This window comes from Cystobacter fuscus DSM 2262, from assembly GCF_000335475.2.
In the GTDB taxonomy this organism is placed as follows: domain Bacteria; phylum Myxococcota; class Myxococcia; order Myxococcales; family Myxococcaceae; genus Cystobacter; species Cystobacter fuscus.
Window position 1 is genome coordinate 461468 of sequence record NZ_ANAH02000001.1, and the last position, 26913, is coordinate 488380.

A 26913-nucleotide genomic window follows, 5' to 3' on the forward strand; every position below is an offset into this window, starting at 1 on the left:
CCATCGTCCAGCCCCCGAGCCCCGCTGGCCCGATCAACGCTCCTGAAGATGGGGGTGCGCATCGGGATCATCATCGCCCTCGGCACGCTCTTCAGCTTCCTCCACATGCTTCACACCGTGCGCACCAAGGCACTCGCGCAGTTGCAGCAGCATGTCGCGGAGCGGAGTGAGCAGGAGCAGGCCATCTTCGTGCTGGCGGAGGACAACCACACCTTCCTCAAGAAGGCCCTGGAGGAGCGAATCCGGGAGCTCGAGCGGGAAGACGTGAGCGCCCGCTTCGATCGCCTGTTCGCGCGGCGGCCCGATGGCACGGTCCGCAACAGACCCGAGCTCGTCGACGGAAAGAGGGAGGTGCAGGGCTTCATCTCCCCGAACGTGGTCATCGATGACGGCTTCCGCTCCCGGTTCATGGCCGCCCATGACGTGCTCACCCGGTACGGGCAAGCCATCGGCGTCCGGTTCACTACGACCTACATCAACCTGACGGAGGGGGGGATCGTGGGCTTCTGGCCGTGGGCTCCCACCTGGGCCCAGCAGGTCGGGCCGGACTTCTCGATCACCAACTATGAGGACTACACGCTCACCCTGCCCGAGAACAACCCCCAGAGGCAGACCATCTGGACTGGCATCTATCTGGAGACCGTCTCCAAGGTCTGGATAGCCTCGGTCTCGACACCACTGGACGTGGACGGACACCATGTCGCGTCGATCGGCAACGATGTCCTGCTCGACGAGTTCATGCACCGCACCGTCAACGAGCACCTGCCCGGTGTCTACAACATCATCTTCCGCGAGGACGGCCAGCTCATCGCGCATTCCGAGCTGAAGTCGAAGGGCGCCACCACGCCCTACAACATCCTGCGCGCCGCCGAGCAGCCCGGGGATGCGGCCCATCGCCTCGGGTCCAAGGAGAACGCGGCCCATCTGCGCGGCATCTTCGAACGGGTGAAGAACCGCGAGCCAGCCCAGACCCTCCTGGCGCTGCCGGAGTACGGCGAATACGTCGCGGTGATGCGGCTGAAGGGCCCCGGCTGGTACCTCGCCACGGTGTTGCCCGAGAGCATGGTGTCGCGGCCCGCCTTCGCCGCGGCACGCTACATCCTGCTGCTCGGCATCCTGTCGCTGCTGGTGGAGCTGGTCATCATGTCCCGGGTGCTCCAACAGCAGGTGTCCCATCCCCTGAAGAAGCTGCTCCAGGCCACCGACAAGGTGGCGGTCGGCGACTTCCAGGTGGCGTTGGACACCGCTCGCCAGGATGAGCTGGGACAACTGGCCCACGCCTTCCAGCGCATGGCCGACCAGGTCCAACACCGAGAGGAGGCCCTGCGCCAGGGCAACGAGGGTCTGGAGCAACGGGTGGAGGAGCGCACCCGTGCACTCAATGATGTCCACGCGCGGTGGATGCAGACGGCCCGGCGGACGGGCATGGCGGAGATCGCCACCAACGTGCTGCACAACGTGGGCAACGTGCTCAACAGCGTCTACACCTCGGTCCAGCTCGCCAGGGATCGGACGGCTGGGATGCGATTGGAACACGTGGGCCGGGTGACCCGGATGCTCGAGGAGCACCAGTCCGACCTCGCCACCTTCCTGACCGGGGACGCGCGCGGGCGTCACCTGATGCCCTTCCTGGACAAGCTGGGGGAGAACCTGCGCGAGGACCGCGCGGAGATCGTTTCGCTGCTGGATGACGTGGGCCGCTATACCGAGCACATCGGTGACATCGTCAAGGTGCAGCAGAACTACGCCCGCATGCCCCGGCTGCACGAGCCCGTCGACTTGGCGCTGCTGGTGGAGGACGCCTTGCGCATCAACTCGGCCGAACTGACGCGTCATCAGGTGAAGGTGGCGCGGAACCTGGCGTCCCTGCCCCCCGTACTGACGGACAAGCACAAGACGCTGATGATCCTCGTCAACCTGGTCTCCAATGCCAGATACGCCCTGGACACGGTGGCACCGGGCGAACGGCGCCTGACGGTGACGCTGGAGCGGGCCTCCACGGACCGCGTCCGCATCGGCATCCATGACAATGGGATGGGAATCGCCCCGGAGATGCGCCCCCGCGTCTTCCAGCCTGGCGTCACCACGCACGAGGACCGACACGGCTTCGGCCTGCACGCCAGTGCCCTGGCGGCGCAGGAGCTGGGCGGCTCCTTGACCGTCCACAGCGAGGGGACCGGACACGGAGCCACCTTCATCCTGGAGTTGCCCTACCACCCGGCCCGGCCACGGGCCTGAAGACAGGTTGCGCCTCGCCACGCGGCATTGTTCCGTCCCATGGACGCCGCTGTTCCAGAGGTGACGCTGTTGGTCCAAGGCAGCGCTTTCTATATCCAGGACCATGACTCCTCCCCCCGCGACCGGCCCCGAGATGCCGGTCTTCCCCACCGCCCCCCATGCCTCGACCCGGACCCGGCTCACCAAGGCCCTCTTCGGGTTCACCATCGTCGCGACGGTCGTCGTGGTCGCCATCGCCGACGTGTTCAACTCCACCCACCTGTTCAATCCGCGGTGGCCGGGTCATGCCCGCTTCCACATCGGCATGCAGTTCACCACGCTGGTCCTGGTGTCGCTCGCCTCGCTCGGCGCGCTCGCCGGGCCGCTGGACAAAGCCAAGGCGTGGCTCGCGGCGCTCGCGCCCCTCACCTTCTGGCCGGGTCTGCTCGTCGCCTGGTTCATCCCGGGCACCGACGTCTATGCCACCGACGAACTGCGCCAGATGGGCATCCCCATCAACCTCGGGCTTTCCCTCCTCTTCATCGCCATGACGCTCTGGGGGGTCTGGCTGGCGAGCACTCCGGAGAAGACGGCCCGTTCCGCCACGGACGTGCCACGGCGGATGGACGTGGGGCGGCAAACCGCTCTGTAATCCTCGCGCGTCCGCTCAGCCCGCCCTCCGGGGGTGTCACCACGGCCCCCACCCGCCTGACGTTCGTGCCAGCGTCCTGCTATACGAGCGCTCCTTCCAGCGCCTCCTTCTCCAACGCCACCGGGACAGCCCGTGGAGGGGGCGCTGTTACGGGGTGCAGATGGTCGGCCTCACTTCTTCAGCGCGAGTACCTTCCTGGTTCCCCTCCGGTCCGCGTCCCCTCCAATCGACACGCTTCCCCACCTCGCGTGGATGTCCCGGGCCGACCGAGCTGCACGGAGGTCACGTCTCGGCGCACAGTCCGGGAGAGGGCCACGGCGCGACCTTCGTCCTGCACCTGCCCCGGGAGCCCCGCCCCCCACCTCCGGCCCCTCCCGTGAGCACGACATGAAGACAACCCCAGAAGAACCCACGGGCGCACGCTCAACGAGGATCAACCGAGGTGACGTGTTCTGGATAGGGCCAGATGACTCGCGAGGCCCCGTCCCGAGCTACTCCCATCCCCACGTGGTGGTTCAGGACGACGTCTTCAACCACTCGCGCATCACGACCGTGGTCGTGTGTGCGTTGACGTCGAACCTGCACCGGGCGAACGAGCCGGGGAATGTCCTGCTCGAGGTGGGCGAGGGGAACCTTCCCAAGCAGAGCGTCGTGGTCGTGTCGCAGATCTCCTCGGTCGACAAGGCCCGCCTGGGTGAAAGGATCGGCTCGCTGTCCGACGCGCGGGTGGAGCAGATCCTGGCCGGTCTGCGCTTCCAGCAGGTGTCGTTCTTCGGGCGGTAGCCCACCCGCGCGAGTTCTTCGACACCCGCGGGGGTGAAGACACTTCTCCGCATGGCATGCAGTACCACCCCCAATGAGAACGGCGCGGTCAAGGAACCCACCCTCATCAGCCGGGCGATCCTGCCCGCGGAGCTCTACCAGTCAGGGCAGCCCTCGGGTTCGCTCGTCACCCCCGACAACGGCGTGACGGTTACCCTGGCAGTGACGGGCGCTGGCTCTCTCGCGATCGGCCAGACGATACCGAGTTGATCATCGTCCGCGTGCCGCCGCTGCGTCCCTGAGCGCTGCCTGCTGGCGCTCCCATTCCCCAGCTCCCCTCCGGAAGTCTCCAGTATCGACAAGCCTGCAACGATGGGTTGCAGGCTTTTCTATTTCGCGAAGTTGGGCGTGTGGATACCTCTGCATCAACACATCCCTTCACCCACCCCGACGAGGAGAATGGCAATGACCACGAACGAGCAGGTAATCCGCGCACTCTACGAGGCAGCCGAGGTCCAGGACGTCAAGAAATTCGTGTCGTTGTTCGCGGACGACGGCTACTTCTACGACGTGTCCGCCGGCCAGAAATATCGTGGCGACGAGATTGGCCTCACGGTCGAGATCTATGCGACGGCATTTCCCGACATGCACCGGGAACTCGACCAGTTCTATGTCCGCGGTGATGTCGTCGTGGTGGAGCTGTCATTGAATGGCACGCATCGGGGGCCGCTGAAGCTGCCTGCCGGAACAATTCCCGCGACAGGCAAGGAAATCCACGCACCCTGCTGTGACGTCTTTCACTTGAAGGACGGCAAGGTCCAGTCGTTCCACTGCTACACCGCCGCGACCATTCTGTTGGGCCAGCTCGGGGTTCTCCCGAATCTCGAAGCCGCATTCAAGCGTACCTAGCGCCCTCTCACGCCGCCCTCCTGCCCTACGGCGGCTACTGAATCCGCTGTGGTCCGGAGCACGCCTTGACGCGCTCCTTCGAGGCCGTGCCACTGTGCTGGGTGTACGAGTAGACGAGGCCCCGCGCGCGGCGAGGACGAGGTGCTCGGGGAAGATCAGGCGCCGCCCGCCGCGGCGCGCTCGACCGCGGCGATGTCGATCCGCTTCATCTTCAGCATCGCCTCCATCGCACGCCGGGCCTTCGCGGCATCCGGGCTGCTGAGCAGCTCGCTCAGGCGGCGGGGAACGATCTGCCACGACAGGCCGAACCGGTCCTTCACCCAGCCACACTGCTCGGCCTCGGGATGCGCCGACAGCGCCTGGGTCAGCCGGTCGACCTCGGCCTGATCCTCGCAATGGAGCTGGAAGCTCACCGCCTCGTTGAACTTGAAGTGCGGGCCGCCATTGAGCCCGACGAAGCGCCGGCCGCCGAGGGTGAACACGACCGTCAGGACGCTGCCCTCACGTCCACCCGGGTTGTCCGCGGGCGAGCGCACCACCTCGTCGATCCGGCTATCCGGCACGAGTGACACGTAGAAACGGGCGGCCTCCTCGGCCTGTCCGTCGAACCAGAGGCAGGGACTGATCTTCTCCATGGCCGTTCTCCTTTACGCCTGACGTGGACCGGTGAGCGCGAACATGGCGACGAGCGCTCCGTAGAACCTGGCCGCCGCCTCCGGCTCCGGGGGATGGAACTCCTGCCAGATGAAGCGCGCCATGGTGCCCTCGTTCAACCTGGTCATGACATGAATGACCTCCTTGGTTTAAAAAACAACCATGCCTGGGGAGACGAAAACGAGCCCATCTTCCAGGTGATGGGCCACTGGGCCGTCCGCTCGCCGGACCACGCTCCCTCGCGCCCCCTGTCCCCGGCGGCCCTGATGCTGTCCTTCCGGACAATGTTCGCGCCCGAGCGCGCCGCCGGAACCGAGGCGACCGTGGGCTTTCGCCGCGGGGAGCAATCGTTCGTGGCGCGATTGGATGCCGGGGGCCTGACGATCTCGCGCGGCGAGCCGGTGGACACCGACACTAGGGCTGTGCGGGCAGCACCAGGGCGTCCCGGAGTTCCGCGGGCGGGTTCGCATCAAGCGCCAGATAGATCTCGAACCACGCCAGATAGGAGCGCCAGGAAGGATCACGCTGGTCGATGAGGGAGCGTTGTGCCTGGCCCAGACGCTTGGGCACATCGAAAGGAACCTGCGTGTTCCCATCCGAGTGCAACTGCGCCGCGAACCAGAGCACGTCGAGCTGACCGGCATCGAGCGGCGCGTGGGTGCGCTCGATCAGGGTGTCGGCGTGCTCGAGCGCCTTGCCCAACCAGCGGCCCGCCCGCGCCGTGTCCCGGCGATCCACGGCATTCTCGGCCAGCCGCATCTCCGCCAGCGTCACCGCGCGGAGATCCTCATCACGATCCGACTCGGCGAACTGTTCCAGGAACAGCTCGCGCCGCTGTTCGAGTGCGTGGGCCGCGGCGTCCAGATGCCCGAGTCGGGTCTCCGCATTGGCGCGCAATCCCGCGGCGATGATGCGATAGGAGCGCTGAACGTGCTGGGGGGTGGCGTGTGCCTGTTTCAGCGAGGCTCGCACGGCGGGGGTCACCAGGTCGCGCTCAACCCTGTCCAGGTCCTCCAACGCCCGCTGGGGCTGACCCGCCCCCAACTCCGCGGCGCAGCGGGCCAGCCGCACCACCAACCGGTTGCGTAGACCCTCCGCGTCGCTGGGGCCCGTTTCCACGGTGGGCAGTTCGCGATCGTAGAGCGCCAACGCACGCTCGAAGCGGCCCGCGGCGAGGTTGTAGAGCGCCGCGCGATCCATCACCAGCAGGGCGAACCTGGCCAGCTTCGGTGTGGCGTCCACCATGGACAGGGCCTGCTCCGCCGCCTGGGCCGCCTCTTCCTCGCGGCCAACGTGCAAGAGCGCCCGGGCGCGGGAAAGGGACACCGCCAGCCCCGCCGCGTTGTCCACGTAGGGCAGCTTGTCCCGTTGCTCGAGATAGCCCAGGGCGATGTGGAAGTTGCCCACCTGGGTGTGCAACAGCCCCAACGCGCCGAGGATCATCGCCCGGTAGCGGACGTTGTTGCGCACCAGGTCCAGGGCGATCAGGTAATGCCGGTTGGCGCGCTCGGCGGCGGCGGGAGCGTGGCCGCGGAGGAAGTCCTCGTGATGAATGGCACCCGAGAGGGCATGCACCTCGCGTTGGTTCTTGAGCTCCTGCCACGAGGCACGCAGCTCCTTCACGGCCGCCGCCACCGCCCGGGCGTGGGCGCGGTCATCCTCCAGCTTGGGCAACTGGCGCGCCGTGAGGTAGGCCTTCACGAAGTGCGCGAGCGGCCTGGCCATGCTCGCGGAGGTGGTGGTGACTTCCTTTTCCACCACCTCGGGGCTGACGCCGGCACGCAAACGCAGGCTCATGGACTCGACAGCACTTTCCAGTGAGCCCGTCCGTTGAGTCACGAGGTCGAAGTCGGCACGGGCTTCGTCCAGACGCTGCCTCCCCAACCGGCGGTAGGCGCGGCCCATGATCGCGCGACGAAACAACCGCTCGGCCTGGCGGCGTTCCTCGGTGCCGGGCGGGGCGTCGTCGACGTAGACCGTCGCCAAGGCCTCCAGCACGCCATCGGCGCCGAGGCCCGCCGCGCGCTCGACGGCGTCCTGCACCAGGACGCGCCGGCGAAGGGGCTCCTTCTGCTGACGGTAGAACGCGATCAATGCATCCCGGACGGCTCGGGGGGGTCGCTCGTCGTGCAACGCGTTGACGTGCCGACCCAGCTCCAAGGCGAACGCATAGGCCGAGCCGGCCGGTGCCGAGGCGAGTGCCCGGGCCATGGCGGCATCCGCTTCGTCATAGGGGCGTCCCCGGTACAGGGAGCGGACGGCGGCGCGAGCGAAGTCGAGCTGGTCGTCGTCGGGAAACACCTTGTTCATGGACAGCCTGCGGCCGGCTTCGACCAGGGCCTCCCGATCATCGAGCTTGCGGTACAGCGCGTCCGCTCGTTCGTAATAGGCCTCCAGCACCGCGCGCGGCGTGGTGTCGGTCAGCTGCGCTGCCTCCAACTCCTGACGTGCCCGCGTGAAGTCACCAGCGGCCTCCGCCAGCTCACTGCGCACCACGTGTTGGAAGACGGCGGAGGGTGGGCTGGGAGCGGCGGCGGGATCCAACGCGGCCATGCGTTTGCGTTCGGCGTCGAGCGGCTCGTCCACCATGCGGCCGCGTTCGTTCTCCTTCATCGCGCGCCGGTGGTCGATGAGAAGCCGCAGCGGCTCCGATAGTCCCGCGGTGGCGGAATCGTTCACCGAGTGCATGTGGCGGGCGTAGAACTCCGCCGCATCGAAGTCCTCGGCAGCCAGGTGGAGCTGGCTCAGGCGCATCATCAGCAGACGACGCAGCTTGGGCCGGACTTCACGCAACAGGCGTTGGTGGTAGAGCAGGAGTTGATCCGCGCGCCTGCCGACCATTTTCAATTCCGCGCTGAGACGAGGAACATCCCAGGTGCTGGGAACCTGGCCATCCAGCGGCAACTGATACACATCCAGCGACTGATCGCGCGAACAGGTCGCGATGAGTGACGCGGCCGCGGGCGCCGGGTACTCGCAGCTCCAGGACACACTGGTGAGCTGGTCCGGACTGGAGGCGGCGGCCAACCCGGGCGCGTCCTCGCGCTCGGTGGCCCAAGGCACCCGGAACAGCACTCCCCTGTCGCTGGCGTCAATCACCCCGTCCGTATTGGAGTCGGTGAAGAACTGCACCACGTACAGGGAGCGCCCATCGCGCGCGAACACCGGCTGGCCGGTCTGTCCCGGAAGATCGAGCGCCAGCGGGATGGGGGCCGCGCCGGAGCGATCCAACCGAAGTGCCTCCAGATGGGACGAGGCGCGCGCGGCGAAGCCAGGGCCCACCTGCTGCACGGAGCGTTCGACCGGGACGTACACCAGCCAGCGCCCATCGGGTGAGAGGGCGGGACTGGTCAGGTTGCGCTCGAGCAGGGGACTCGCGCTCAACTCGCGCGCCACCGTGACTCGCGACAAGCGCAGATCGCCCTGGATGGTCGCCCGGCTCACCAGCGCGATATGCGAGGCATCGATCCATTCCGCCTGCAGCGCGCTGGTCTCTTCCTCGAGGCAGCGGCGGCCTTCCGCCCCAGGCAGTTCCCGCACACACAACTGGCCGCTGGCCTGGTTCCGGAACGAGATGTAGAGCAGGTGCTTGCCGTCGGGACTGACCCGCGGCCAGGTCACATCGGCGCCTTCGTCGAAGAGGCGGCGCTCGCGGCCCTGTTCCAGATCCTGAACGTAGATCTCGGTCGCGATGTTGCGGTTGGACACGAAGATCAGCGTGTTCCCATCGGGCGCCAACTGCCCCAGGAATTGATCTCCCATGCCCACGGTGAGCCGTGAGGGCCTGCGCAAGCCTCCGTCGTTCTCATCGTCCTGCGCCCAGGCACTGCCCGCGAGGAGAACAGCCAGGACCAGGAAGCACCGGCCACGAGGCGTCAGCACTTCTTTTCTCCCCAGGTGCCGTCCTCGGACTCCACCCAGCCGCCGCAGATCACCCCCTGCGCGTGCACCTGTTGCCAGCTCCGGCGCAACGACTCCTCGGGCACACCGGGGCGGACCGTCCGCATCCACTGCCACAGCTGCCGCCGGGCCCGGTTCACCCGATCCACCAGGGCGGCGTCATCGGCCGACAAGCGTCCGGACTGGCAGCGGCTCCGGGTGTCCACCAGCAACCCGTCCCTCCCCTCGCCCACGCAGTGGCGCCGCAGCAGCTCATCGACGCGGTCCGCCTGCGTCCTGCCCAGGTTCTCGACCAGCGGCGTGGGTTGGATGCCCAGCTCCTCCAGTTGGTTGGGCGTGAGCGGCACCGGCGTCGGGCTCATGCCCGCACGAGCCAGACGCCGTTCCACGTCCTCGAACGATCCCGAGGCCTGTTCCTCGAGCGCCGTCGCGCGATCGACCATGACGATCTCGGGGGCGCGGATGCACCCGGGAAGGGCAAGGGCGGCGAGCAGCAGCAACCCGCGGCGTTTCATGGCGTGGCCTCCACAAGGGACAAGGAGTTGATGGCACGGTCGACGATGGGGCCCATGGGAATGCCCCGGATCTCGTCGATGCTGAGCAGCCTGGCCAGGCCGCCCATGGTGATGCTCAGGCGGCCGAAGCCGCGGTTGAAGCTCACCCGCACGTGTTCCGGGTGGCCCAATCCCAACGCGTAGCGGACACGGTTGGTGGCGGGATCCGTGTGGAGCGGATCCTCGAGATCGAGCAGATCGAGCAGGTGTCGGTTGCCGATGCGCAGGATCTCCGCGCGTCCGTTGACGCTGCGATCCTTGCCGGAGATGACCACGGCGGCATTTCCGTCAAAGGGCTCGCCCCGGGACGATTTCACGCCGGTCGCCCGCACATGCGCCTCCAGGGTGGAGTGCTTTCCCTGCCAGTCCAACATGCACTGTCCGGTGATACGCCCACCGCGGACGCCCATCTCCAGCTGACTCAAGGACACCATGTTCTGGTTGATGGACAGGTTTCCGGCCAGGGGCGCAATGGAGATGAGCGGCGTGGTGATGCTGCCCACCGACATGAAGCCGTTGCGCGAAAGCAAGGGGTGCTGGTCGGCGAAACGCAGCATCGAGTACGGGTTCACGTCGATGTCGTTCAGCAGCCGTACCCGGCCCTCGGTGAACTCCACGTTCTCGGTCAGCGGCACGTTGCCATCGAGCCTCTCGACCGCGACGCCCGATCCGGGCAGCTTCAGGTTCACGTTCTGGAGGAGAAGCTCGGAGAGGGTTCGGAAGACCACCAGGTTGGGCGAAGCCACCTGGAAGTTGACCGTGACCTTGCCGCTGCTCTCGAGCAGGCCGGGCTGCGCGAGCTTGGACAAGTCCTGCTCCAGCTCCCCCCGGACCGCCAGACGGCGCCGGTCGTCACCGAGCTCGAGCCGGCCCCTGGCTTTCAACCAGGTGCTCGTCCCCGCGTTGGACAGTTGCAGGTCGGGGATGTGAATGACGCCATTGGGCTCACGGCGAGCGGAGAACGACCCTTCCAGGTCCTGAACCGGATAGGGCAGCGCTGGCCTCTGTTCGAGGGAGCGGACCTTCAAGTGTTGTTTCAGTTCGATTTCGTCCGCTTCCCACTTCTCGGGGATGGTGGCGGTGGTGTCGCTGGACACGTCGGCGAATGACAGCCGTCGATCGCCCATGCCCACGGAGAGCTTTTCCACCGCCAGGTTGCTGTGGACGATTCGCCGTGACCCCTCGGCGTGCGACTCGACCCGCCAATGCAACGCGGGGAGGTTGATCGACCGGCCCTCCTGTCTCCAGCGGATGCCGCGCGCGTCCACCACCACCGTTCCCTCGAAGCTGCCGGTCCGCAGTGGTGCGGGGACCAGGCTCGGGGTTCCGTCGGCGGCGATGTCCGTGATCACGCCGAGCAGCGTCCCATGCAGCTCGACGTTCAACGCGAGCCGCGAGGGATCCAGCTCCGCGGGCACCCGGGCCTTGGCCAGCAGAGGCGACAGCGCACCGAGGGGCGGAAGGTCGCCTTTGATATCGCAGCGAAGCGCTCGGGCTTTCCGGTCGAACGCCAGCGCGGCATCGAGCGCGATCTTCAGCCCCTCGTGGCTGGTGAGCCCCAACTGGAGCGACGGCTTCCGGCGATCGAGGTCCAACGTCAGGGTCTGATGCTGAGGACCCGCGTCGTTCTCACCAACGCGCAGCCCTTCGACGCGAAGATCCAGTTCGCCCTTGTGCCGCCAGGCATCTCCTCGCGAACGCATCACGACGGCGAGGTTGCTGGCCGACACGTCGTCCCATCCCGGCCGCTGCAGGCCCAGCTCCGTTCGGTGCTCCAACCGTGGCGAGGAGGAAAAGAGCGCCGCCAGCTTGCCCGTGGAAACCAGGTTCACGGCCAGGTGCTTCCAGGGAATGCGTGCGGCGATCGACTCGGGGATGAAGGGCCGGGCAACGGCGAGGTCCGGGGTCTGGACGGCCAAGGTGTACGCCACATCGTCGAGCCCCTTGGTGGCATCCATCGACGCGTGCATCGTGCCAACGTCGAGCTCCAGACGGGCGCGGGCCCGGCCAAGCCGTGGCTCGTCCAACCGAGGGAACGCCTCCGACACGTTGAGCTTCACGTGCACGGGGCCCTTCAACACCTCGCGGCCATCCGCCATGACCACCTGGAGTGCGCCCACGGGCACGTCCGCTTTCAGTGCGAAGGGCGGCTCACCCGCCAAGGGGGCATGGAGCTGAAATCCCAGACGTTCAGCGGTCGCACGGATCCCAGAGGCACGGACGTCCAGTGCATCCACCATTCCGGACAGGGAGGCATCCCCCGCGACCTTGATGGGTGAGGAGGGGTCTGGCCGCAGCTGGTGACCCTTCAGTTCGCCGTGGGCCTTCGGAACACGAAGCGGGGTGGGCCCTCCAACATCGAGCCCCTGGAGCGCGAAGGCGAGTTGGGCGGCCAGCCCCTTCTGGGGCTCAGGGGTCGCCACCAAGGAGACGCGTCCACCTCCGAGTGCCACCCGAAGATCGTCTCGAACAAGCTGGAGCGCCGCGACGTCGACATCCAGCCCGAGTTTGCCTTGGGAGCCCAGCTGAGGCATGGCGCTGAGCGTGACCTCGTGGGCGTCCAGATGCACCTTGCCGCGCTCGATGGAGAATGGAAGCCATTCAGCGGGGAGCCGTTGCAGCAGCCGTCCGAGATCAACATCCGCCAGGGCCCGCGTCACGACTGGCGGAACCTCCGCTGCATCCGGAAGCACCAACCGGGCTTGCACTTCGGCGCTGTCGGCCAACTGGGCGCGGTCCAGCTCGATGGCGATGTGCCGCTTCTCGGCATCGAACTCCGCGGAGGCCGTGCCGTGCAGCAGTGTGCGGACCGTGAACCGCGGATCGAACGTCTGCCGCGCGACATCGAGGTCCACCCGCGCACGAGCGGCCGACGCCCCTGCTTCCGCCGAGAGGGTCAGTTCCAGTTGGGCCAGGGCCGACGAAATGGCCGGGCCTTCACGGCTCAACTCCAGTGGAAGCGGCGTACCGGTCTGGCCCGTTCGCGCGAAGACCTTCCATCCATCGTCCTGATGCTTCGCTTCGACCGTGGCCGCGAGCCCACGCAAGGACCAGCGATCGATCACTTCACCGTGCCGAACGCGGACGTAGCTCAACGACACGCCCGACACCTCGACCTTCCCGATGGGAGGCGCCAAGGCCAGGAGGGCAGCGGCCTGCCGAGAAGCCCCGAGAGGCTCGTCAACGGGCGGCGGCTCGGGGGCTTCCGACCCCATCAAGCCCGTGAGCGACGTGGGCCCCGCCTCGTCGGCCACCAGGGTCATGACCACGTCCCGCACCGCCACCCGCTCGACCAGGGTGGTCCCGCTCAGCACGGAGCCGAGCGACCATTGCGCCTCCAGGGCTCCGACGCGCAGCAGCTCGGGCGCGACGTCCTGAAACGGCGCTGGGGTACGCACCACCAGTCCTTCCAGGCGCAGACCCGAGAGCACGGCGACCTGGGTTGTCTGGTAGTCCAGCCGCAGGCCAGTGACCGCCTCCACCGTGGAGACGATGCGCTGCTTCAGCCAGGGGCGGTCGAGGCTGTGCAGAGCGACCACCGCCGTGACCAGCACCAGCGCGAGGGTCGCCACGAGAAGCAGGAGCACGCCTGCACAGATTCGAGCCAACCGCCGACGAGGTCGTCCAGCTCCGGGGGATTCCATGATGTTCGGTCGGGAGCGAGCGGCCCCCCTCGTCCTACCATGCGGCGGAATCGGGTTTCAATCGCCAGGACCCGGCGGGCTCGGCCCCCAACTCCTGTGCCCTGGAAACGGACACAGCAGGAGTGGAACCGCGAAAGAGCGGCAACATCATCGCTCCCACGGGAGACCCTCCTCGCCGAGGGGTGGTGCTAGTCTTCGCCTGGAGCATCGCGCTGGCCCGGGGAGAGGGGGCCGCCCTTCCCACCCTCAACGCTCGCACGCTCCTCTTTCTCGCCCTCTCCGGTGTGGCCACGGGCCTGTCCTGGCTGGCCTACTTTCGGGCGCTCCAGCTCGCCCCCGCCTCGCGGGTGGCACCCCTCGACAAGCTCAGCCTGGCCCTCACGCTCGTCCTGGCGTGGGGTCTTCTGGGAGAGCCCATGTCGTGGAAGCTCGTCATGGGCGTGGGGATGATGGTCTGCGGCGCACTGCTGACCCTGGGCTGACGGCCGGAGGCGAGGCACTGGCTGTAGCCATTTGGCGAAGCATCCTCGTCCAAGGAAGAATCGAACCGTGGATGAAGCCCCAGGGCGAGCCCTGGTGATTCATGTCATCGGTGATTCGTCGGCGGGAGGGGGAGCCGGAGCCACGGGACCATGGGCATTCACCGCGGCCTTGAGCGCGTGCGCCGTGGGTGGAGTCCGCCCATGGGGGGCGCTCCCCACTCCAGGACGGGGCCGCATGCGAGCGCCGCGCTCGTGGCGGTCCTCCACACGGAAATAGGACACCAGTTGGGTGAGCACCTCCGCCTGCGCGGAGAGCTCCTCGGCGGTAGAGGCCAGCTCCTCGGAGGCCGAGGCGTTGCGCTGCGTCACCTGGTCCACGTGCCGCATGGCCTTGTTCATCTGGACCACCCCGTCGGCCTGCTCGTTGGAGGCGGCCACCACCTCCTGCACCAGGTCCGCCGTCTTGCGGATGGAGGGCACCAGTTCCTCCAACAGATGTCCCGAGTGCGTCGCCACCTTCACACTGCTCGTCGCCAGCTCGCTGATCTCCTTCGCCGCCGTCCGGCTGCGCTCGGCCAACTTGCGCACCTCCGTGGCCACCACCGCGAAGCCCTTGCCGTGCGCTCCCGCCCTCGCCGCTTCGATCGCCGCGTTGAGCGCCAGCAGGTTCGTCTGGTAGGCGATCTCCTCGATGATGGAGACCTTCTCCGCGATGGAGGTCATCGCCTCCACCGTCTTCTTCACCACCTGGCCACTCTCCCCGGCGTCCCTGGCGCCCTTCACGGCCATCTGTGCCATCTGCCGGCTGTGGTCCCGGTTCTGGGTGATGCTGGCCGTCATCTGCTCCAGGCTGGCGGTGGTCTGCTCCACGCGGCTGGCCTGCTCGCCGTTACCTTGAGAAAGGCTCTGCGAGGAAGCCGAGACCTGCGTGGCGGCCGCGCTGAGCGTGGCGGCTCCCATCCGCACCTCCGCCATCGCCTCGGAGAGCTTCCTCACCATTTCCTTCAGGGCGAACAGGAGGCTCGTCCTGTCGTTCCCCTTCGTCTCCACGTTCACGGAGAGGTCTCCGTCCGCCACCCTGTGCACCATCTCCGCCGCGTATCCCGGCTCCCCGCCGAGCTGCTCCGCGATCACCACCGTCGTGAGCAATCCGATCCCGAATGCGATAACGACGGCAGCGAAGATGACGCCCATGACGGACCACCTGAACTCCGCGTATGAACTCGTCGACCGCGCCGAGAACTGCTCCATCGCCGCGAACTGGTGCGCCTCGAGCTCCTTGATGGCCGCCTCGATCTGGTTCTCGACCGCCCGGACCTCCTTCACGCCCGCGTCGACGTAGAGATCCTTGCTCGTCGTGAGCATCCCGGGCAGCCGCCCGCTCACCGCGAGTCGCAGGATATCCTGCTGCTCGCTCCGGAGCTGGGTCAGGAGCCGGTCCACCTCCGCGGCCTTGAGCTGCTGGGCCGAATCCGAGCTGTAGATCGTCCGCCGGTATGCCGCGAACGCCTCCTCGAGCTGCTCCCGGCTCTTCTCGAGCTCCTCGGTGCGATTCGAGAGCCGCTCCGTCCCCACGTCCAGCACCACGTTTCGAATGGTGCGAGACATGTGGAGCATGTGTACATCCGCCTCGAGCAGCTTCGCGAGACCGAGCGCGTGGTGCTCGTGTATCTCTTGGAGGCTCTCGTCTGTCTGGGCCATGCCACGCAGGCCCTGCACGCCGACGAAGACGGCAAGCACCGTGATCAGCCCGAATCCGAGCGTGAGTTTCGTGACGACCTTCAAGTTGCGGAACCACTTCACTGTGTTTCCCCCCGCGGTTGTCGCATGGGGCCAGGGAGGCAGCTCAACCAACGCTGTCGGCACCGGCCCGGGGCTCCTTCATGGAACCCCTGCCCAATCTGAATCCAGCATCACATGGGCCCCTCGTGATGGGAACAGCGTCAGGTGCGCGAGCTACCCGCCCTCCAGCACGGCCCCGGAGAGAGAAGGACTTTGACGAAAAACGAACAAAAGAGACAGAGCCCTGAGTGCTTGCATGGAGTCGTGGCGGAGCTAGCCCGGTGAAGAAGAGGTGGTTGGTTCTCTCCACATGCCAGGGTAGGGAGGAGCACTGCGTCCCAATTGCAGGTGAGAGACGACCTTGAAGCCGAAGTGCTGGTAGCGGGCCGTGTTCTCCGGAGTGGTGCTCTCCAGGTAGGCCCCCACGCCTTCCCGGTCACAGCGCTCGAGCACGGGCCGCAACAGCGCGGAGGCATATCCTCGCCGCTGGTGCTCGGGCTCCACGCCGAGCAATGCCAGGTAGTAGTGGGACCGGGATGGATGGTGCTTCTCCATCTGTCTCAACCCGCCCAGGGTGCGCACCACCTTGCCCAGGCCAACGCAGCGGACAATGGTGGATGACGCCGAAAGCTGCTCGCTCAGCCCCAGCTTCCACCGGCCCGGGGGAACCCAGAGCGCGGTCCCCGCACCATCCTCGGTGGTCAATACCTCTCCATGAGGCAGGGTGAACTCGCGCAGGGTGATCTCGAAGTACATCTCCAGCGCCCACACACGCCGCTCGTCCTCGCGCAGGAACCAGCGGAGGATCGGGTCCCGATCGAACGATCGCACCAGCGTCCGGACGAGCTGGGGTATGTCTTCGTGGGTCGCACGGCGGACAGGAGGCGTGGGGCTGAGCATGGCCCGTAGACTACCCGTCCGCCGACTCGGGTAGGTTGCTCGGCTCGCAGCCGTTCTCGGCCAGGGAGCGCTCCACCCGCGCTCCTGAAGCCAGACGCGCTAGGACTCGGATTTCGAGAGGACCTCGGAGCGGAGGTCTGGGAAGACCTTGCCCACCTTGCCGAGCAGGTAATCGCCGTAGGTGCCACGAAAGGCGTGGACACTCTGCCTGTCCCAGCGCTCGCTGGAGTCCTCGGCGGTGGTGACGCCACGAAGGGCCGGGGCGTCGATGGAACGGACCTCGGCGGTCCAGCCGGGGTCGAAGAAGAAGGGCAGCGACAAGCGGTCGCGCCCAGAGCGGTTGAGCACCCGGTGCGGCGTGGAGCGGTACACGCCCCGGGTCATGCGGTCGAGCATGTCACCGATGTTGCAGACGAACGAGCCGGGGATGGGTGGCGCATCCACCCAGCGCACCTCGCCGCCCAGACGGGACTTCACCTGGAGGCCACCGGCCTCGTCCTGCTTGAGGATGGTGAGCACGCCATAGTCCGTGTGCTCCCCGACGCCCCAGGCGGGCTGTCCATCCCCGGCGGTGCCAGGTCCAGGCGGGTAGTTGAAGATGCGGAAGAGCACGAGCGGATCGGCCATGACCCCCGCGGCGAAGTAATCCTCCTCGAGGCCAAGGCTGAGCGCGATGCCGCTCATGAGCGAGTGGCCCAGGCGGGTGAGCGCGGCCAGGTACTCGAGCACGGCCTCGCGCAGACCGGACGGTTCACTCGGGAAGAGGTTGGGGCCATGCAGGGGCGTGCCGGCCCGGACGAGAGGATGGTCGGGGCCGAGCTCGGTCCCGAGATAGAGGCCCTCCTTGCGGTCGGGACGGCCCGAGGTCAGCTCACCTCCCACGGGGAAGTAGCCCCGCCAGGCCAACCCGCCAAGAGCCATGCGGATGGCCATCTTCTCTTCCACGGGCAGCGCGAAGAAGCGGCGGCTCAATGCCTCCAGGCGCGTCTGGAGGGCCTCGTCGACACCGTGACCGACGACGTAGAAAAAGCCGCTCTCCCGACAGGCGGCACCGAGCCGCTCCGCGACGGCGCGGCGCGCGGCGGCACCCGACGACGCGTCCACGAGCGCGCGAACATCGATGACGGGGACTTCATCCACACTTCCAATCTCAGTCATACCTCTCCCGCCCCGCGGCATACCGCCGCTCATCAAGGGGAAACTCCGTGCCGAGCGCCGAGAAGAAGGAGCAGGCGTCCCGGCGTGCTCAGCGACAGCCCTGGTTGCGGGACACCTGGAGCACGTCCCCGTGGAAGGAGGCGGTGAACAGGTCCAGCGCCCCATCCCCATCCACGTCCGCCACGGCCAGCGAGCCCGGGCTGTCGAGGACGCCGTGGTTCGTCGGCCGCTCGAAGGTGCCGTCACCCCGCCCGGCGAGGATGCTCACGAAGTCGCTGGTGCGCGTCGCCGCGAGGATGTCCAGCCGACCATCCCCGTTCAGGTCCGCCAGCGCCAACTCGAAGGCCGTCGCTCCGAGGGCCTGGATCGCCTGCGCCTGGAACCCGCTCGCCGAGCCCAGGAGGACCTGGACGCCGCCGGTGCCCGCGACGGCCAGATCGAGAAAGCCATCCTTGTTGAGGTCGCCCGCCTTCACATTCAGGGGCTGGCGCAGCGTGAACACCCGCTGCACGTGGGTGAGGCCACCGCTCCCGTCGTTGCGCAGGATGATGACGGAGTTCGCGCCGCGATTCGCCACGGCCAGGTCCACCCTGCCATCGCCGTTGAAGTCGCCCGGCGCCACGGAGTTGGCCCCGCTCGCCGCGGGGATGTGACGGATGGTGCCAAGGCCGCCCGTGCCATCGTTCAAGAGGACCGTCACCGTTCCCGAAATCCGGTTGGCGGTGACCACGTCCAGCCTGCCGTCCCCGTTCAGGTCCGCCAGGGCGACACCGTTGGGCACCTCGTCGACGAAGTAGGTCTGCCGGAGTGGAGCGCCCGTGGCGTCCTGGCGCAGGACGGTGATGGAGTCATCCCCCGCGTTGGCGACGACGAGGTCCGGCAGGGGATTGTCATCCAGGTCGCCGACCGCGAGGGCGGCGGGGTTGTCACGCACCACGGTCGCCAGCGGCGTGCTGAACCCACCGTCCGGCAGGCCGTGGAGTCGGTTGACGGTTCCATTGAGCCCATCCGCGACGGCCACGTCCAGCCGCCCGTCCCCATTCAGGTCCGCCACGGCCAGCGCCGACAGCATGGACGAGGTGGCGGGGGAGGCCCGGGCCATGTACGCCCGGTGCGGCGCGAGGAGGCCACCCCGGTTTCCGTAGAGCGCGCCGAAGGTGTTCGCGTCCCGGGAGGACATGACGACGTCCACCATTCCATCCGAGTTGATGTCGCCCACGGCGGTCTGGACATAGTCGTCGTCCGTGACGTACCGGAGCTGCTCCTCGAAGGTGCCGTCCGTCTTCGCCAGGAAGACATACACATCCGCGCCGCCGTTTCGTTCGTTGAGGGCAATGGCATCGGCGCGGCCGTCACCGTTGACGTCCGCCACGTTCACCGCGTCCACGAAGGTCTGGGTGGGGAGGTACTGACTCGAGGAGAACGTGCCCGTGCCAGAGCCGAAGTAGACCATGGCCCGGCTCTCGTTCAGGTTCCCGAGCAGCACGTCGAGCTTCGAGTCCGCGTTGAAGTCCGCCAGCCGGATGTCGGTGTGCCGGGTCCAGCCTCCCGTACGGCGGGTGGGAAACGTCCCATCCCCCTTGCCGAGCAGGACCGCGAAGCCGCCCTCGGAGTACAGGGTGATGGCCACGTCCAGGATGCCATCCCCATTCACGTCGGCCACGTCGAACGCCGGGGGCGTCGTGCTCACGCTCGTGAGCAGGGGCTCCGCGAAGGTTCCATCCCCCTTGCCGAGCACCACCGCGAGGCCGGACGCGTACGGCCCCATGAGGTCCTGAATCCCGTCCCCGTTGAAGTCCCCGGCCCGGAGCGTGTAGCCACTCAGGCCCTGGGGCCGGGTCTCCGCCAGGACGAAGGTGCCATCTCCCCGCCCGAGGAGCAGGCTGGCCGAGTTCAACTCGCTACCGGTGGTGACCACATCCACCGAGCCGTCGCGATTGAAGTCCGCCACGGCAATCGCATACGGGCTGAACGGAACGGTGTATGCCACCGCGGCCGTGAACCTCCCGGTGCCCTCTCCGAGAAGCACGGCCACCTGGCCGGAGCGCGCGAAGACCAGGTCCAGCCTTCCGTCCCGGTTCAGGTCCGAGAGCGCCACCGCCCGAGGCCGCCCCGCTCCCGTCGACTGCGACGTCGCGAAGAACGGCGCGGTGCGTCCACAGGTCGTCTGCGCCGTCACCGGCGTTCCCTCGAACGTGAGCCCTGCGTCCGGCACTCCCGCGTCCGTCGGACCGGCGTCCGGCGCGCCGCTGTCCGGACGGCCCGCGTCGGAATCGTGGGTTCCACTGTCCGGCGGGGGCTCCTGCGTGCCACCGTCGTCCGGGTCCTCGCCGCCCGCGTCGGCTCCGCTGACTCCGGCGTCCGGGTCCTCGCCGCCCGCGTCGGCTCCGCTGTCTCCGGTGGAGGCATCCGCGCCAGGTCCGTTGCCCCCCGCATCCCGCGCGGGGGAGTCATGCGTGTCGGTGTCAGCACACGCGGCCAGGAGGAGGGTCAGGATTGCGAGCAGGGACAGTCGACGCATGGGCTGGAAACCGTGGGAGGTGTGGCGCGCGTATCCCGCTGGGTGGCGGTCCCGCGCACGCGCGAAGGCTTCACCCTGGCGGGAGCCACGTCGAACCTATCACTCTCACCCGTGTTCCCCCAAGCCACCAGCCCCCCTCAACAGCTCCCCCAGTTCTCCTATGCTCCCAGGTAGGCGCGGACGACAGGCTCCGCCGGTGAGTGGCGCGGTCTGTCCGACTCCTGGAGCTGACCGCGCAGCACGGTGTAGAGTTCGACCGCGGCGGCCAGCGCGCGACGACACTCCTCCGCGTCGTGGCGCGCACAGACCCGCGAGAGCGCCGAGGCATGGCGTGAGGCCTCGAGCCGCCGCGCCCCGCGCCACACGCCACCGTCGATGAGTTGGATCAGCGGCGCCAGGGCCTGGGCCCGCAGGAACGCCAGCATGTCCAGGCATTCGAAGAGCTCTCCGCGCCGGAGCTTGTCGATGCCGTAGTGGATCCACACCCAGAAGCGATCTTCGATCCACTGCGCCGACGGCATCCCCAGAGGACTCGCCCGCGTCGAGCCCAACCGCTCCGTGATGATGCCAGCACGCTCGAAGAGGACCTCGGGGTCCTCGATGCGGGAGTCGAGCTCGGCGACGGAGATGAACTTCAGATCGACATGGAGCAGCGGCGGGCCGTAGAGGCAGATCAGCAGGCGGGGCTCGCCCACGTGCTCCCCCGTGAATCCCTGGAGGAGGGGACCCGCGGCGCGGGCAATCACCATGCGCTCCCGCGCGATGGTGGCCCGCAGCTCGTCCGAGACGACGAGGATGAGGTCCAGGTCGGAGAACTCGTCCATGTTCCGGCCGAGGTACGAGCCACCCGCCAGGACCCCCAGGATTCCGGGGTGGGCCCGCCAGATACTCAGTGCGGAGGTCAGGAAGTCACGGTGTCGGACCGGTAGGTGTTGCATGCCACCCTGATAGCATCCTGCCTGGACCCATCCATAGGGCCAGAAACCGCACGAAGCATGGGGCCAGATGCGAAACGCTCGAGCCGAGGTCTCACACCCACTCGTGACGCTGCGGCGGGATGCACCGCTGCGGAAGCAAATCGTCGGAGAGCTCCGGGCACGAATCCTCAGCGGCGAGCTTCCCGGTGGCGCCAGGCTGCCCTCCGCGAGACGTCTCGCGAGCGAGCTGCGCGTGGCGAGGATCACCGTCGTCACCGCGTACCACGCGCTCGCTGACGAGGGGTACGTCGAGCTCGAGGAGCGCCGTGCTCCGAGGGTCGTCGACGTTCCTCCCGAGGCGCGCATGAACGTGGCGGAACACGCGCCCGCGCGGCGGGTGGAACGAGAACCTCCGAGGATCTCCTCCCGTGCGCGCCAACTGCTCCACACGGGCCGCGGCGCGTTGCTGTCGTATGACGGAGGCCCCCGTCCCTTCCGGGCGGGTCTTCCACCGCTCGATCTCTTTCCACTGGAAGACTGGACTCGGGCGGTGGCACGTGCCGCCCGGCGCGCGACGAGGCGGGATCTCGTCTATGGCGAGCCGCAGGGAGCGCGCGGGCTTCGGGAGGCCATCCTCGAGCATGTCTGTGCCGTGCGGAGTGTACACGCCCATGTCGACCAGGTCTTCGTGACCGCGGGCTCCCAGGCGGGCTTCGATCTCTGTGCCCGCGTGCTCATCGAGCCCGGCGCGACGGCGTGGGTCGAGGATCCCGGCTACCCGGGCATCCGAGGCGCGCTCCTGGCCAATGGAGGCCGCGCGGTGCCGGTCCCCGTGGATGAGGAGGGGCTGTGCGTGGGGAGGGGACGGGCTCGCGCTCCGGACGCGGCCGTGGCGTTCGTCTCACCGTCGCACCAATTTCCCCTGGGCGTCCGGCTCTCGCTGTCGCGGCGTCTCGAGCTCCTGGCGTGGGCGCGAGAGGGACGGCGCTGGATCGTGGAAGATGATTACGAGAGCGAGTACCGGTTCGAGGGCCGCCCCGTGGCCGCGCTCGCCGCGTTGGATGAGTCACACCGGGTGCTCTATGTCGGCACCTTCAGCCGGGTCTTCCTTCCAGGCTTGCGTCTTGGATACGTCATCGTGCCCGAGCAGCTCGTCGAGGCCTTCGCCGCGGTGCGAGTCCTCGTGGATCGTCACTCGCCGTACCTCACCCAGCTCGCCTTCGCGGAGTTCCTCGAGAGCGGTCGGTTCGCGCGTCACCTGAGACGGCTTCGTGCCTCGACGCTCGAACGGCGTGACCACCTGGTCTCCGCGGTGGGGCAACTGTTTGGAGCGCGCCTCGGAGTGGAGGTGCCCGATGCGGGGAGTCACGTCCTGGGTTGGTTGGAGCGGGGACGGGATGACCAGGAGGTCGCACGGGCCGCGGCACGGGTCGACGTGGACGTGTTCCCGCTCTCGCGGTTCACGATGCGCCGGCGAATGCCTCCGGCGCTCGTGCTGGGGTATGGGGCGTATCCGCCCAACGCCGTGTGGGAGGCCCTGGAGCGGCTCTCCTGGGTGCTCCCCGCCCTGGCGAGTCATTAGGACTGGAGGCCCTCCGCTATAGTCGAGGGCATGAGAAGACGTCTGCTGTGGTTCTGGCCGCTGGTCCTCGCCATCCCCGTGGCCCTTGGCGTGGTGCTCCACTCCAACCAAAGCACCGACCGGTTGGGAGGTGGAGGTTGGCTGGTAACGGGCCTGTTCTCCTATACGCTCTACTACTTCGTGCTCACCTGGCCGGTGTGGTTGATGCGCATGTCCCAGGCACGCAGGATGGTCATCAGCGCGCTCGTGCCTGGGATCCTCCTGATCATCCTGGCCGTGCTGCCCCTGCCCCGAAGAGCCCCCTTCCTGGACGTCACGGTGTACGTGCCGTCCTTCGACGTGTGGTTCATGCCCGGGGCTACCCTCTATGGCAAGCTGAAGAGGGTCACGTTCGCCTCGCCCTGCGAGGTGTCCCTGTGGGAAGCCGGCCAGCATGGGCTCCGCACGGAAATCCTGGGTGTCACGTACCAGCCCGACGGCAAGATCCTCATCCAAGGCTTCATCTCCAAGGAAGGAACGTGGAATAACGGCGTGAAGCTCTCCCGGCTCCTGCCGGATGGGAGCATCGATCCCACCTTCAAGGGACAGGACCGCTGCATGAGGCTCACCACGCCCGCGCAGCCAGGCGACGTCTGGCTTCAGACGGATGGAAGAATCCTCCTGGGCGCAAGGACGATCTCCAGCTCTCCGAATCGCGAGAACGAGCTGGCCCTGATCGTCAGCCCGGAGGGAGAAGAACTCCGCCGGGTGTCCATCCCCAAGCTCCCGGCCGAGCAGCACGTCGAGGGCCTGGTCGCGGAGGTCCAGCTCCAGCCGGATGGCGGGCTGCTGCTGTATGGAAGCTTCCGTCGTGAGGCGGATTCCAAGTCCAGGAGCCCCATCCTGCGGATCACTCCCGAGGGGCTGCCAGACCTGTCCTCATGGAGGGAGATGCCAGGGCTGGATGTGGCCGATTCCATTCGCGGCGTGAGCGGTGCCGATGGGCGACATTTCATCGTCGCCGACAATCCCAACTACGCGGAGTCTCTCCTCCCGGCGGTCTACTCCTTCAGCGCGGAAGGGCAGCCCGATGAGGTCTTTCATGAGCGGCTTTTGGGGATGCAGCGCGAGAAGGAGTTGCGCCAGGCAACAGCCCTGGCTGTTCAGGCGGACGGAAAGATCGTCACCGCTTTCGTGACGGGTGAGGCTCGTTCCGAGGTGATGCGTCTGAACCCCGACGGAACCCTGGACGACACCTTCCAGCGGGAGGAGTTTCCCTTCGAAGCCAACCACCTGAGCGCGCTCGCGGACGGAGGCCTCCTCGTCGCCCGAGTGGGTATCTTGAACGCGTTCGAAGAACGGACTCCAGTGGTGCTGGCACGCCTGGACTCGAACGGGCGGGTCGACAGGGCGGTCGCCGAGCGACTCCGTTCAGCGTTCGCCGCGCAAGAGATCTCGAGCATTCGCGAGCTCACGGTGAGGCCCAACGGCACCGTGCTTCTCGAGCGCTTCGCGCCTGATTCGGCTGGCGGAAAGACGTTCCACCAGCTCGTTCAGCTTCTGCCAGACGGCAGCCTGGACACCGGCTTTCATCCGCCGCCGCTTTAGGAGTCGGCTCAGCTCGGCCGGGCGCCCAACCGTCGCAGCAGTTCCTGGGCCTGCTCGCGCACCTCGGGATCCGCGCTCGTGCTGGCCTTGCTCGCGTGCCGCTGGGCAGCCCCCTTGTCGCTATCCAGCAGGGCGATGGCGTGGTTGAGGTGGAGGCCGGGATGCTCGGGGTGAACGGCCAGGGCGCGCGCCAGGATGCCGCGGGCGCGCTCCGCTCCCCCCTTCATCCGGAAGTAGAGGGTGGCCAGGTCGTTCACCGCGTCCACGTCCGTGGGCGCCTGCCGCACCACGTCCTCCAGCAACATCTGGGCGGCGGGCAGGTCCTCGAGCTGCTCGCAGGCCTGGGCCAGTGCTCGCCGGGCCTCGAGGGACTCCGGGACCTGCTGGCAGAGTTCCTCCAGCACCGCGCGCGCCTGGGCGAACTCGGCGCTGGCCAGCAGTGCCACTCCGTGCATGTACAGGTAGTCCGCATGCCCGGGCACCCGCAGCCGCAGGTCGATGGCCTTCTGTGCCGCCGCCGGAAAGTCCCCCGCGAGCATGCACAGCCGGTAGAAGTCCTCATGAGGGACGGGATCGTCCGGTGACAGCTTGCACGCCAGACGCACCAGATTGAGGGCCTGGCCCAGCTCGCCCTTCAGGGTGTGGGCCCGCGACAGCAGCAGCACGGGCAGGCGCTTGTCGGAGCTGAGCTTCGTGGCACGGCCGAGGAGGTCGATCGCCTCGTCGATGCGCTCCTGGCGCAAGGTCAGCCGGCCCAGCTCGAACAGGGCGAAGGCATTGTCGGGCCAGCGCTGGAGTCCCGCCCGAAAGGCCGCCTCGGCGCCGGCCTCGTCCCCTCGCTCCAGCAGGAAGTGACCCAGGTTGTAGTGCTCGAAGAAGCCCGCCGTGGGCTCGGCGGCGATGGCCTCGAGCCGCTCGCCGGCCGCCGCCTCTCCCGCGGACGCCTGGAGGACGGCGAGGTGGCTGTGGGCCTCCAGGTGCTCCGGACTCAACTGGACCAGACGCCGCAGGGGGGGCTCGGCCCCGGCGGCATCGCCCTGGGCCAGATGGGTCCGGGCGAGCCCCAGCAGACACGCCTCATCGTCCGGCTGGGCCTGTAGCCCTCGACGGAAGGCGCGAACCGCGTCCTCCAAGCGTCCCACCTTCAGACAACGCAGCCCTTCGGTTGCCGCATCGGATGCCATCTCGGACTCCTGGCCAGAAGGCGCTGGGGTTCAGTGGGAGAGATCCCAGGTGGCCCGAACGATGTTGCTCGTGTACGCCCGGCCATCCAACTCCATGCCGACGCCCGCGCCGACAGCCGCGAACGCCCTGGCCTTGAAGTGGGTCAGCGAGCCTTCCAGGGAGGCCGCGGCCCCCACGCCCACGCCCATGTTGATCTTGATGTCGCTGCCCAGCACCTTGTTGTCGTTGACGGCCACCTTGATGCTGCCGGCCAGGGTGCCCCGGGCGCCCGCGAACCCCGCGCCCCCGGCGTTGAAGGACGGGTTCTTCGGAGTGAGATTGAGCCGGAGCCGGAGCTCGCCATCGGCGCCCACCTTGGTCTCTGCCCCCAGCTTCACCTTCATGTCGATGCGATCATCGCCGTGCGTGACGGTGAAGGTGCGGCTCACCTCCGTGCCCGCCCTGATGGCGTTGGCATCGATCTTCAACTTCAAGTCGGCAACCAACCCGTCGTGGCTGCGGTGCACCTTGGCGCCGCCCTCGACCTTCAAGTAGGAGCCGGTGGTGTTCGCGGTCACCCGCGTGCCGTCGTGCGAGGTGTGCTTGAAGACGTCCTTGCTCTTGGTGTCGCCCAGCTCGCGCTGGCCCTTCTTGTCGGCCAGCACGGTGGGGGTGTGCGCCGCGTCGGGACGGCCGTGCTCGGGAGTCTTCTGGGTCGGGGGGGTGTGAACGGGGCGCGACCCGCCGCGACCAGTGCCATGAACATTGGATCCGAAGCCCATACCTGGTGTCCCCTGGAAATCGTGGCGAGTCGACTGCTCGTGCCAGGATTGTCGGCACGGGGGCGGCGGAGTTGCCCCGCCAGGACCGTCTTCGCATCATTCCCGATTCTTGGAAAATGGGGCCGCCAGACAGGTGTCAAAGGACTCGTTCCGCTCCCCCACAGGCTTGATTCAAAGTCCCACGAGAGAAGTTATCCCACCTGGACCTACGGGCGAGGTAAGGTGCCCATCCATGGGACGAGGTGGCGCGGGCAGCGGTGGGCTGATCGCGAGGCACGAGTCCGGCACAGGTAGGACGCGGGCCAGATGAGGCCGTTGGAGAGTCGACGTGGACGGGGAGAAAAACCGGGGCGGGAGAGCTGGCGGGCCCTCCACACCCCCTGAGAAGCAAACAGGGACGAGGAAGCAGCAGGGAGCAAACACCTCGGCCGTGCAGCAGATGCTGACGCGATTGGGACTGACGTTCAAGGAGATAGTGGACCCGCGGGCCAGTCGCGGCAAGAGGCACGGGTTGGGGGCGCTCCTGTCGCTGCTGGTGGTGGGGATGGCGACGGGAAGAAGAGTGCTGCGACAGGTAGAGGCATTGGGGGAGGACCTGGTGCGTGAAGGGACGGAGCCGAAGGGGTTGAGCGGAGCGGTGTCGGACACGACGTTGGATAGACTGCTCAGTCAGCTTGGGCCCGAGGGATGGGACAAGGTGTTGCAGCAGTCGGTGCGGACAGCACTCGAGCAGGGAGTGCTGAGGC

Annotated in this window: 20 protein-coding genes; 8 read left to right on the forward strand and 12 right to left on the reverse strand. The window is 67.7% G+C overall.

Features of this window, described 5'->3' with window-relative positions; translation table 11 throughout:
* Positions 1 to 48: 48 nt before the first annotated feature.
* The 5 genes from D187_RS01750 to D187_RS01770 all read left to right on the forward strand — a co-directional run bounded on the left by D187_RS01750 (position 49) and on the right by D187_RS01770 (position 4540).
* On the forward strand, positions 49 to 2238 hold the full coding sequence (locus D187_RS01750; RefSeq protein WP_043427746.1) for an ATP-binding protein: 2190 nt from the start codon (positions 49 to 51) through the stop codon (positions 2236 to 2238).
* A 103-nt stretch (positions 2239 to 2341) separates the two neighbouring features.
* Positions 2342 to 2869, forward strand: a complete 528-nt coding sequence (locus D187_RS01755) for a hypothetical protein (protein ID WP_002627039.1) — start codon at positions 2342 to 2344, stop codon at positions 2867 to 2869.
* Between the two features lie 387 nt (positions 2870 to 3256).
* Positions 3257 to 3652 (forward strand): type II toxin-antitoxin system PemK/MazF family toxin, encoded by a 396-nt coding sequence (locus D187_RS01760; protein ID WP_002627038.1) that lies wholly within the window; start codon positions 3257 to 3259, stop codon positions 3650 to 3652.
* A 51-nt stretch (positions 3653 to 3703) separates the two neighbouring features.
* Positions 3704 to 3901, forward strand: coding sequence for a hypothetical protein (locus tag D187_RS01765; RefSeq protein WP_043427750.1), 198 nt, complete (start codon positions 3704 to 3706; stop codon positions 3899 to 3901).
* Between the two features lie 195 nt (positions 3902 to 4096).
* Positions 4097 to 4540, forward strand: coding sequence for a nuclear transport factor 2 family protein (locus D187_RS01770; RefSeq protein WP_002627036.1), 444 nt, complete (start codon positions 4097 to 4099; stop codon positions 4538 to 4540).
* Between the two features lie 155 nt (positions 4541 to 4695).
* Here the strand turns inward: D187_RS01770 and D187_RS01775 are convergent, their stop codons facing one another.
* From D187_RS01775 to D187_RS01790, 5 genes are all read right to left on the reverse strand, one after another.
* A complete protein-coding gene (locus D187_RS01775; protein ID WP_002627035.1) occupies positions 4696 to 5175 on the reverse strand; it encodes a VOC family protein in 480 nt (159 codons plus the stop codon).
* A 12-nt stretch (positions 5176 to 5187) separates the two neighbouring features.
* Positions 5188 to 5322 (reverse strand): hypothetical protein, encoded by a 135-nt coding sequence (locus tag D187_RS58635; RefSeq protein WP_002627034.1) that lies wholly within the window; start codon positions 5320 to 5322, stop codon positions 5188 to 5190.
* Between the two features lie 286 nt (positions 5323 to 5608).
* Positions 5609 to 9076: a TolB-like translocation protein gene (locus D187_RS01780; RefSeq protein ID WP_002627033.1), complete on the reverse strand. Its 3468-nt coding sequence runs from the start codon at positions 9074 to 9076 to the stop codon at positions 5609 to 5611.
* On the reverse strand, positions 9070 to 9609 hold the full coding sequence (locus D187_RS01785) for a YdbL family probable chaperone protein (protein WP_002627032.1): 540 nt from the start codon (positions 9607 to 9609) through the stop codon (positions 9070 to 9072). The genes D187_RS01780 and D187_RS01785 overlap by 7 nt, the downstream gene beginning before the upstream one ends.
* Entirely contained in the window at positions 9606 to 13292 is a 3687-nt protein-coding gene (locus D187_RS01790) for a translocation/assembly module TamB domain-containing protein (protein ID WP_043427753.1), read from the reverse strand. Before D187_RS01790 ends, D187_RS01785 begins: the two co-directional genes overlap by 4 nt.
* Before the next feature lie 122 nt (positions 13293 to 13414).
* Here D187_RS01790 and D187_RS01795 point away from each other — a divergent pair, with 122 nt between their 5' ends.
* Positions 13415 to 13774, forward strand: coding sequence for an EamA family transporter (locus D187_RS01795; protein ID WP_051256166.1), 360 nt, complete (start codon positions 13415 to 13417; stop codon positions 13772 to 13774).
* A 99-nt stretch (positions 13775 to 13873) separates the two neighbouring features.
* Here the strand turns inward: D187_RS01795 and D187_RS01800 are convergent, their stop codons facing one another.
* The 5 genes from D187_RS01800 to D187_RS01820 form a co-directional block, all read right to left on the reverse strand.
* Entirely contained in the window at positions 13874 to 15559 is a 1686-nt protein-coding gene (locus D187_RS01800) for a methyl-accepting chemotaxis protein (RefSeq protein ID WP_162159609.1), read from the reverse strand.
* A gap of 270 nt (positions 15560 to 15829) precedes the next feature.
* A complete protein-coding gene (locus D187_RS01805; RefSeq protein ID WP_051256167.1) occupies positions 15830 to 16387 on the reverse strand; it encodes a GNAT family N-acetyltransferase in 558 nt (185 codons plus the stop codon).
* A 168-nt stretch (positions 16388 to 16555) separates the two neighbouring features.
* Positions 16556 to 17614 carry an isopenicillin N synthase family dioxygenase gene (locus D187_RS01810; protein WP_002627026.1) on the reverse strand — a complete coding sequence of 353 codons (1059 nt, stop codon included), beginning with the start codon at positions 17612 to 17614 and terminating at the stop codon, positions 16556 to 16558.
* An 88-nt stretch (positions 17615 to 17702) separates the two neighbouring features.
* The gene (locus D187_RS01815) at positions 17703 to 20135 is read right to left on the reverse strand and encodes an FG-GAP repeat domain-containing protein (protein ID WP_002627025.1); all 2433 of its coding nucleotides are present in this window, start codon (positions 20133 to 20135) and stop codon (positions 17703 to 17705) included.
* Positions 20136 to 20293: 158 nt separating this feature from the next.
* Positions 20294 to 20959 carry an oxalate:formate antiporter gene (locus tag D187_RS01820; protein ID WP_155893110.1) on the reverse strand — a complete coding sequence of 222 codons (666 nt, stop codon included), beginning with the start codon at positions 20957 to 20959 and terminating at the stop codon, positions 20294 to 20296.
* Between the two features lie 181 nt (positions 20960 to 21140).
* Here D187_RS01820 and pdxR point away from each other — a divergent pair, with 181 nt between their 5' ends.
* Both pdxR and D187_RS01830 read left to right on the forward strand, forming a co-directional pair.
* The gene (gene pdxR, locus D187_RS01825; RefSeq protein ID WP_002627023.1) at positions 21141 to 22634 is read left to right on the forward strand and encodes a MocR-like pyridoxine biosynthesis transcription factor PdxR; all 1494 of its coding nucleotides are present in this window, start codon (positions 21141 to 21143) and stop codon (positions 22632 to 22634) included.
* A 30-nt stretch (positions 22635 to 22664) separates the two neighbouring features.
* Positions 22665 to 24221: a hypothetical protein gene (locus D187_RS01830; RefSeq protein WP_002627022.1), complete on the forward strand. Its 1557-nt coding sequence runs from the start codon at positions 22665 to 22667 to the stop codon at positions 24219 to 24221.
* An 8-nt stretch (positions 24222 to 24229) separates the two neighbouring features.
* Here the strand turns inward: D187_RS01830 and D187_RS01835 are convergent, their stop codons facing one another.
* Entirely contained in the window at positions 24230 to 25405 is a 1176-nt protein-coding gene (locus D187_RS01835; RefSeq protein ID WP_002627021.1) for a tetratricopeptide repeat protein, read from the reverse strand.
* Positions 25406 to 25435: 30 nt separating this feature from the next.
* On the reverse strand, positions 25436 to 26167 hold the full coding sequence (locus tag D187_RS01840) for a hypothetical protein (RefSeq protein WP_043427757.1): 732 nt from the start codon (positions 26165 to 26167) through the stop codon (positions 25436 to 25438).
* Positions 26168 to 26913: the final 746 nt, after the last annotated feature.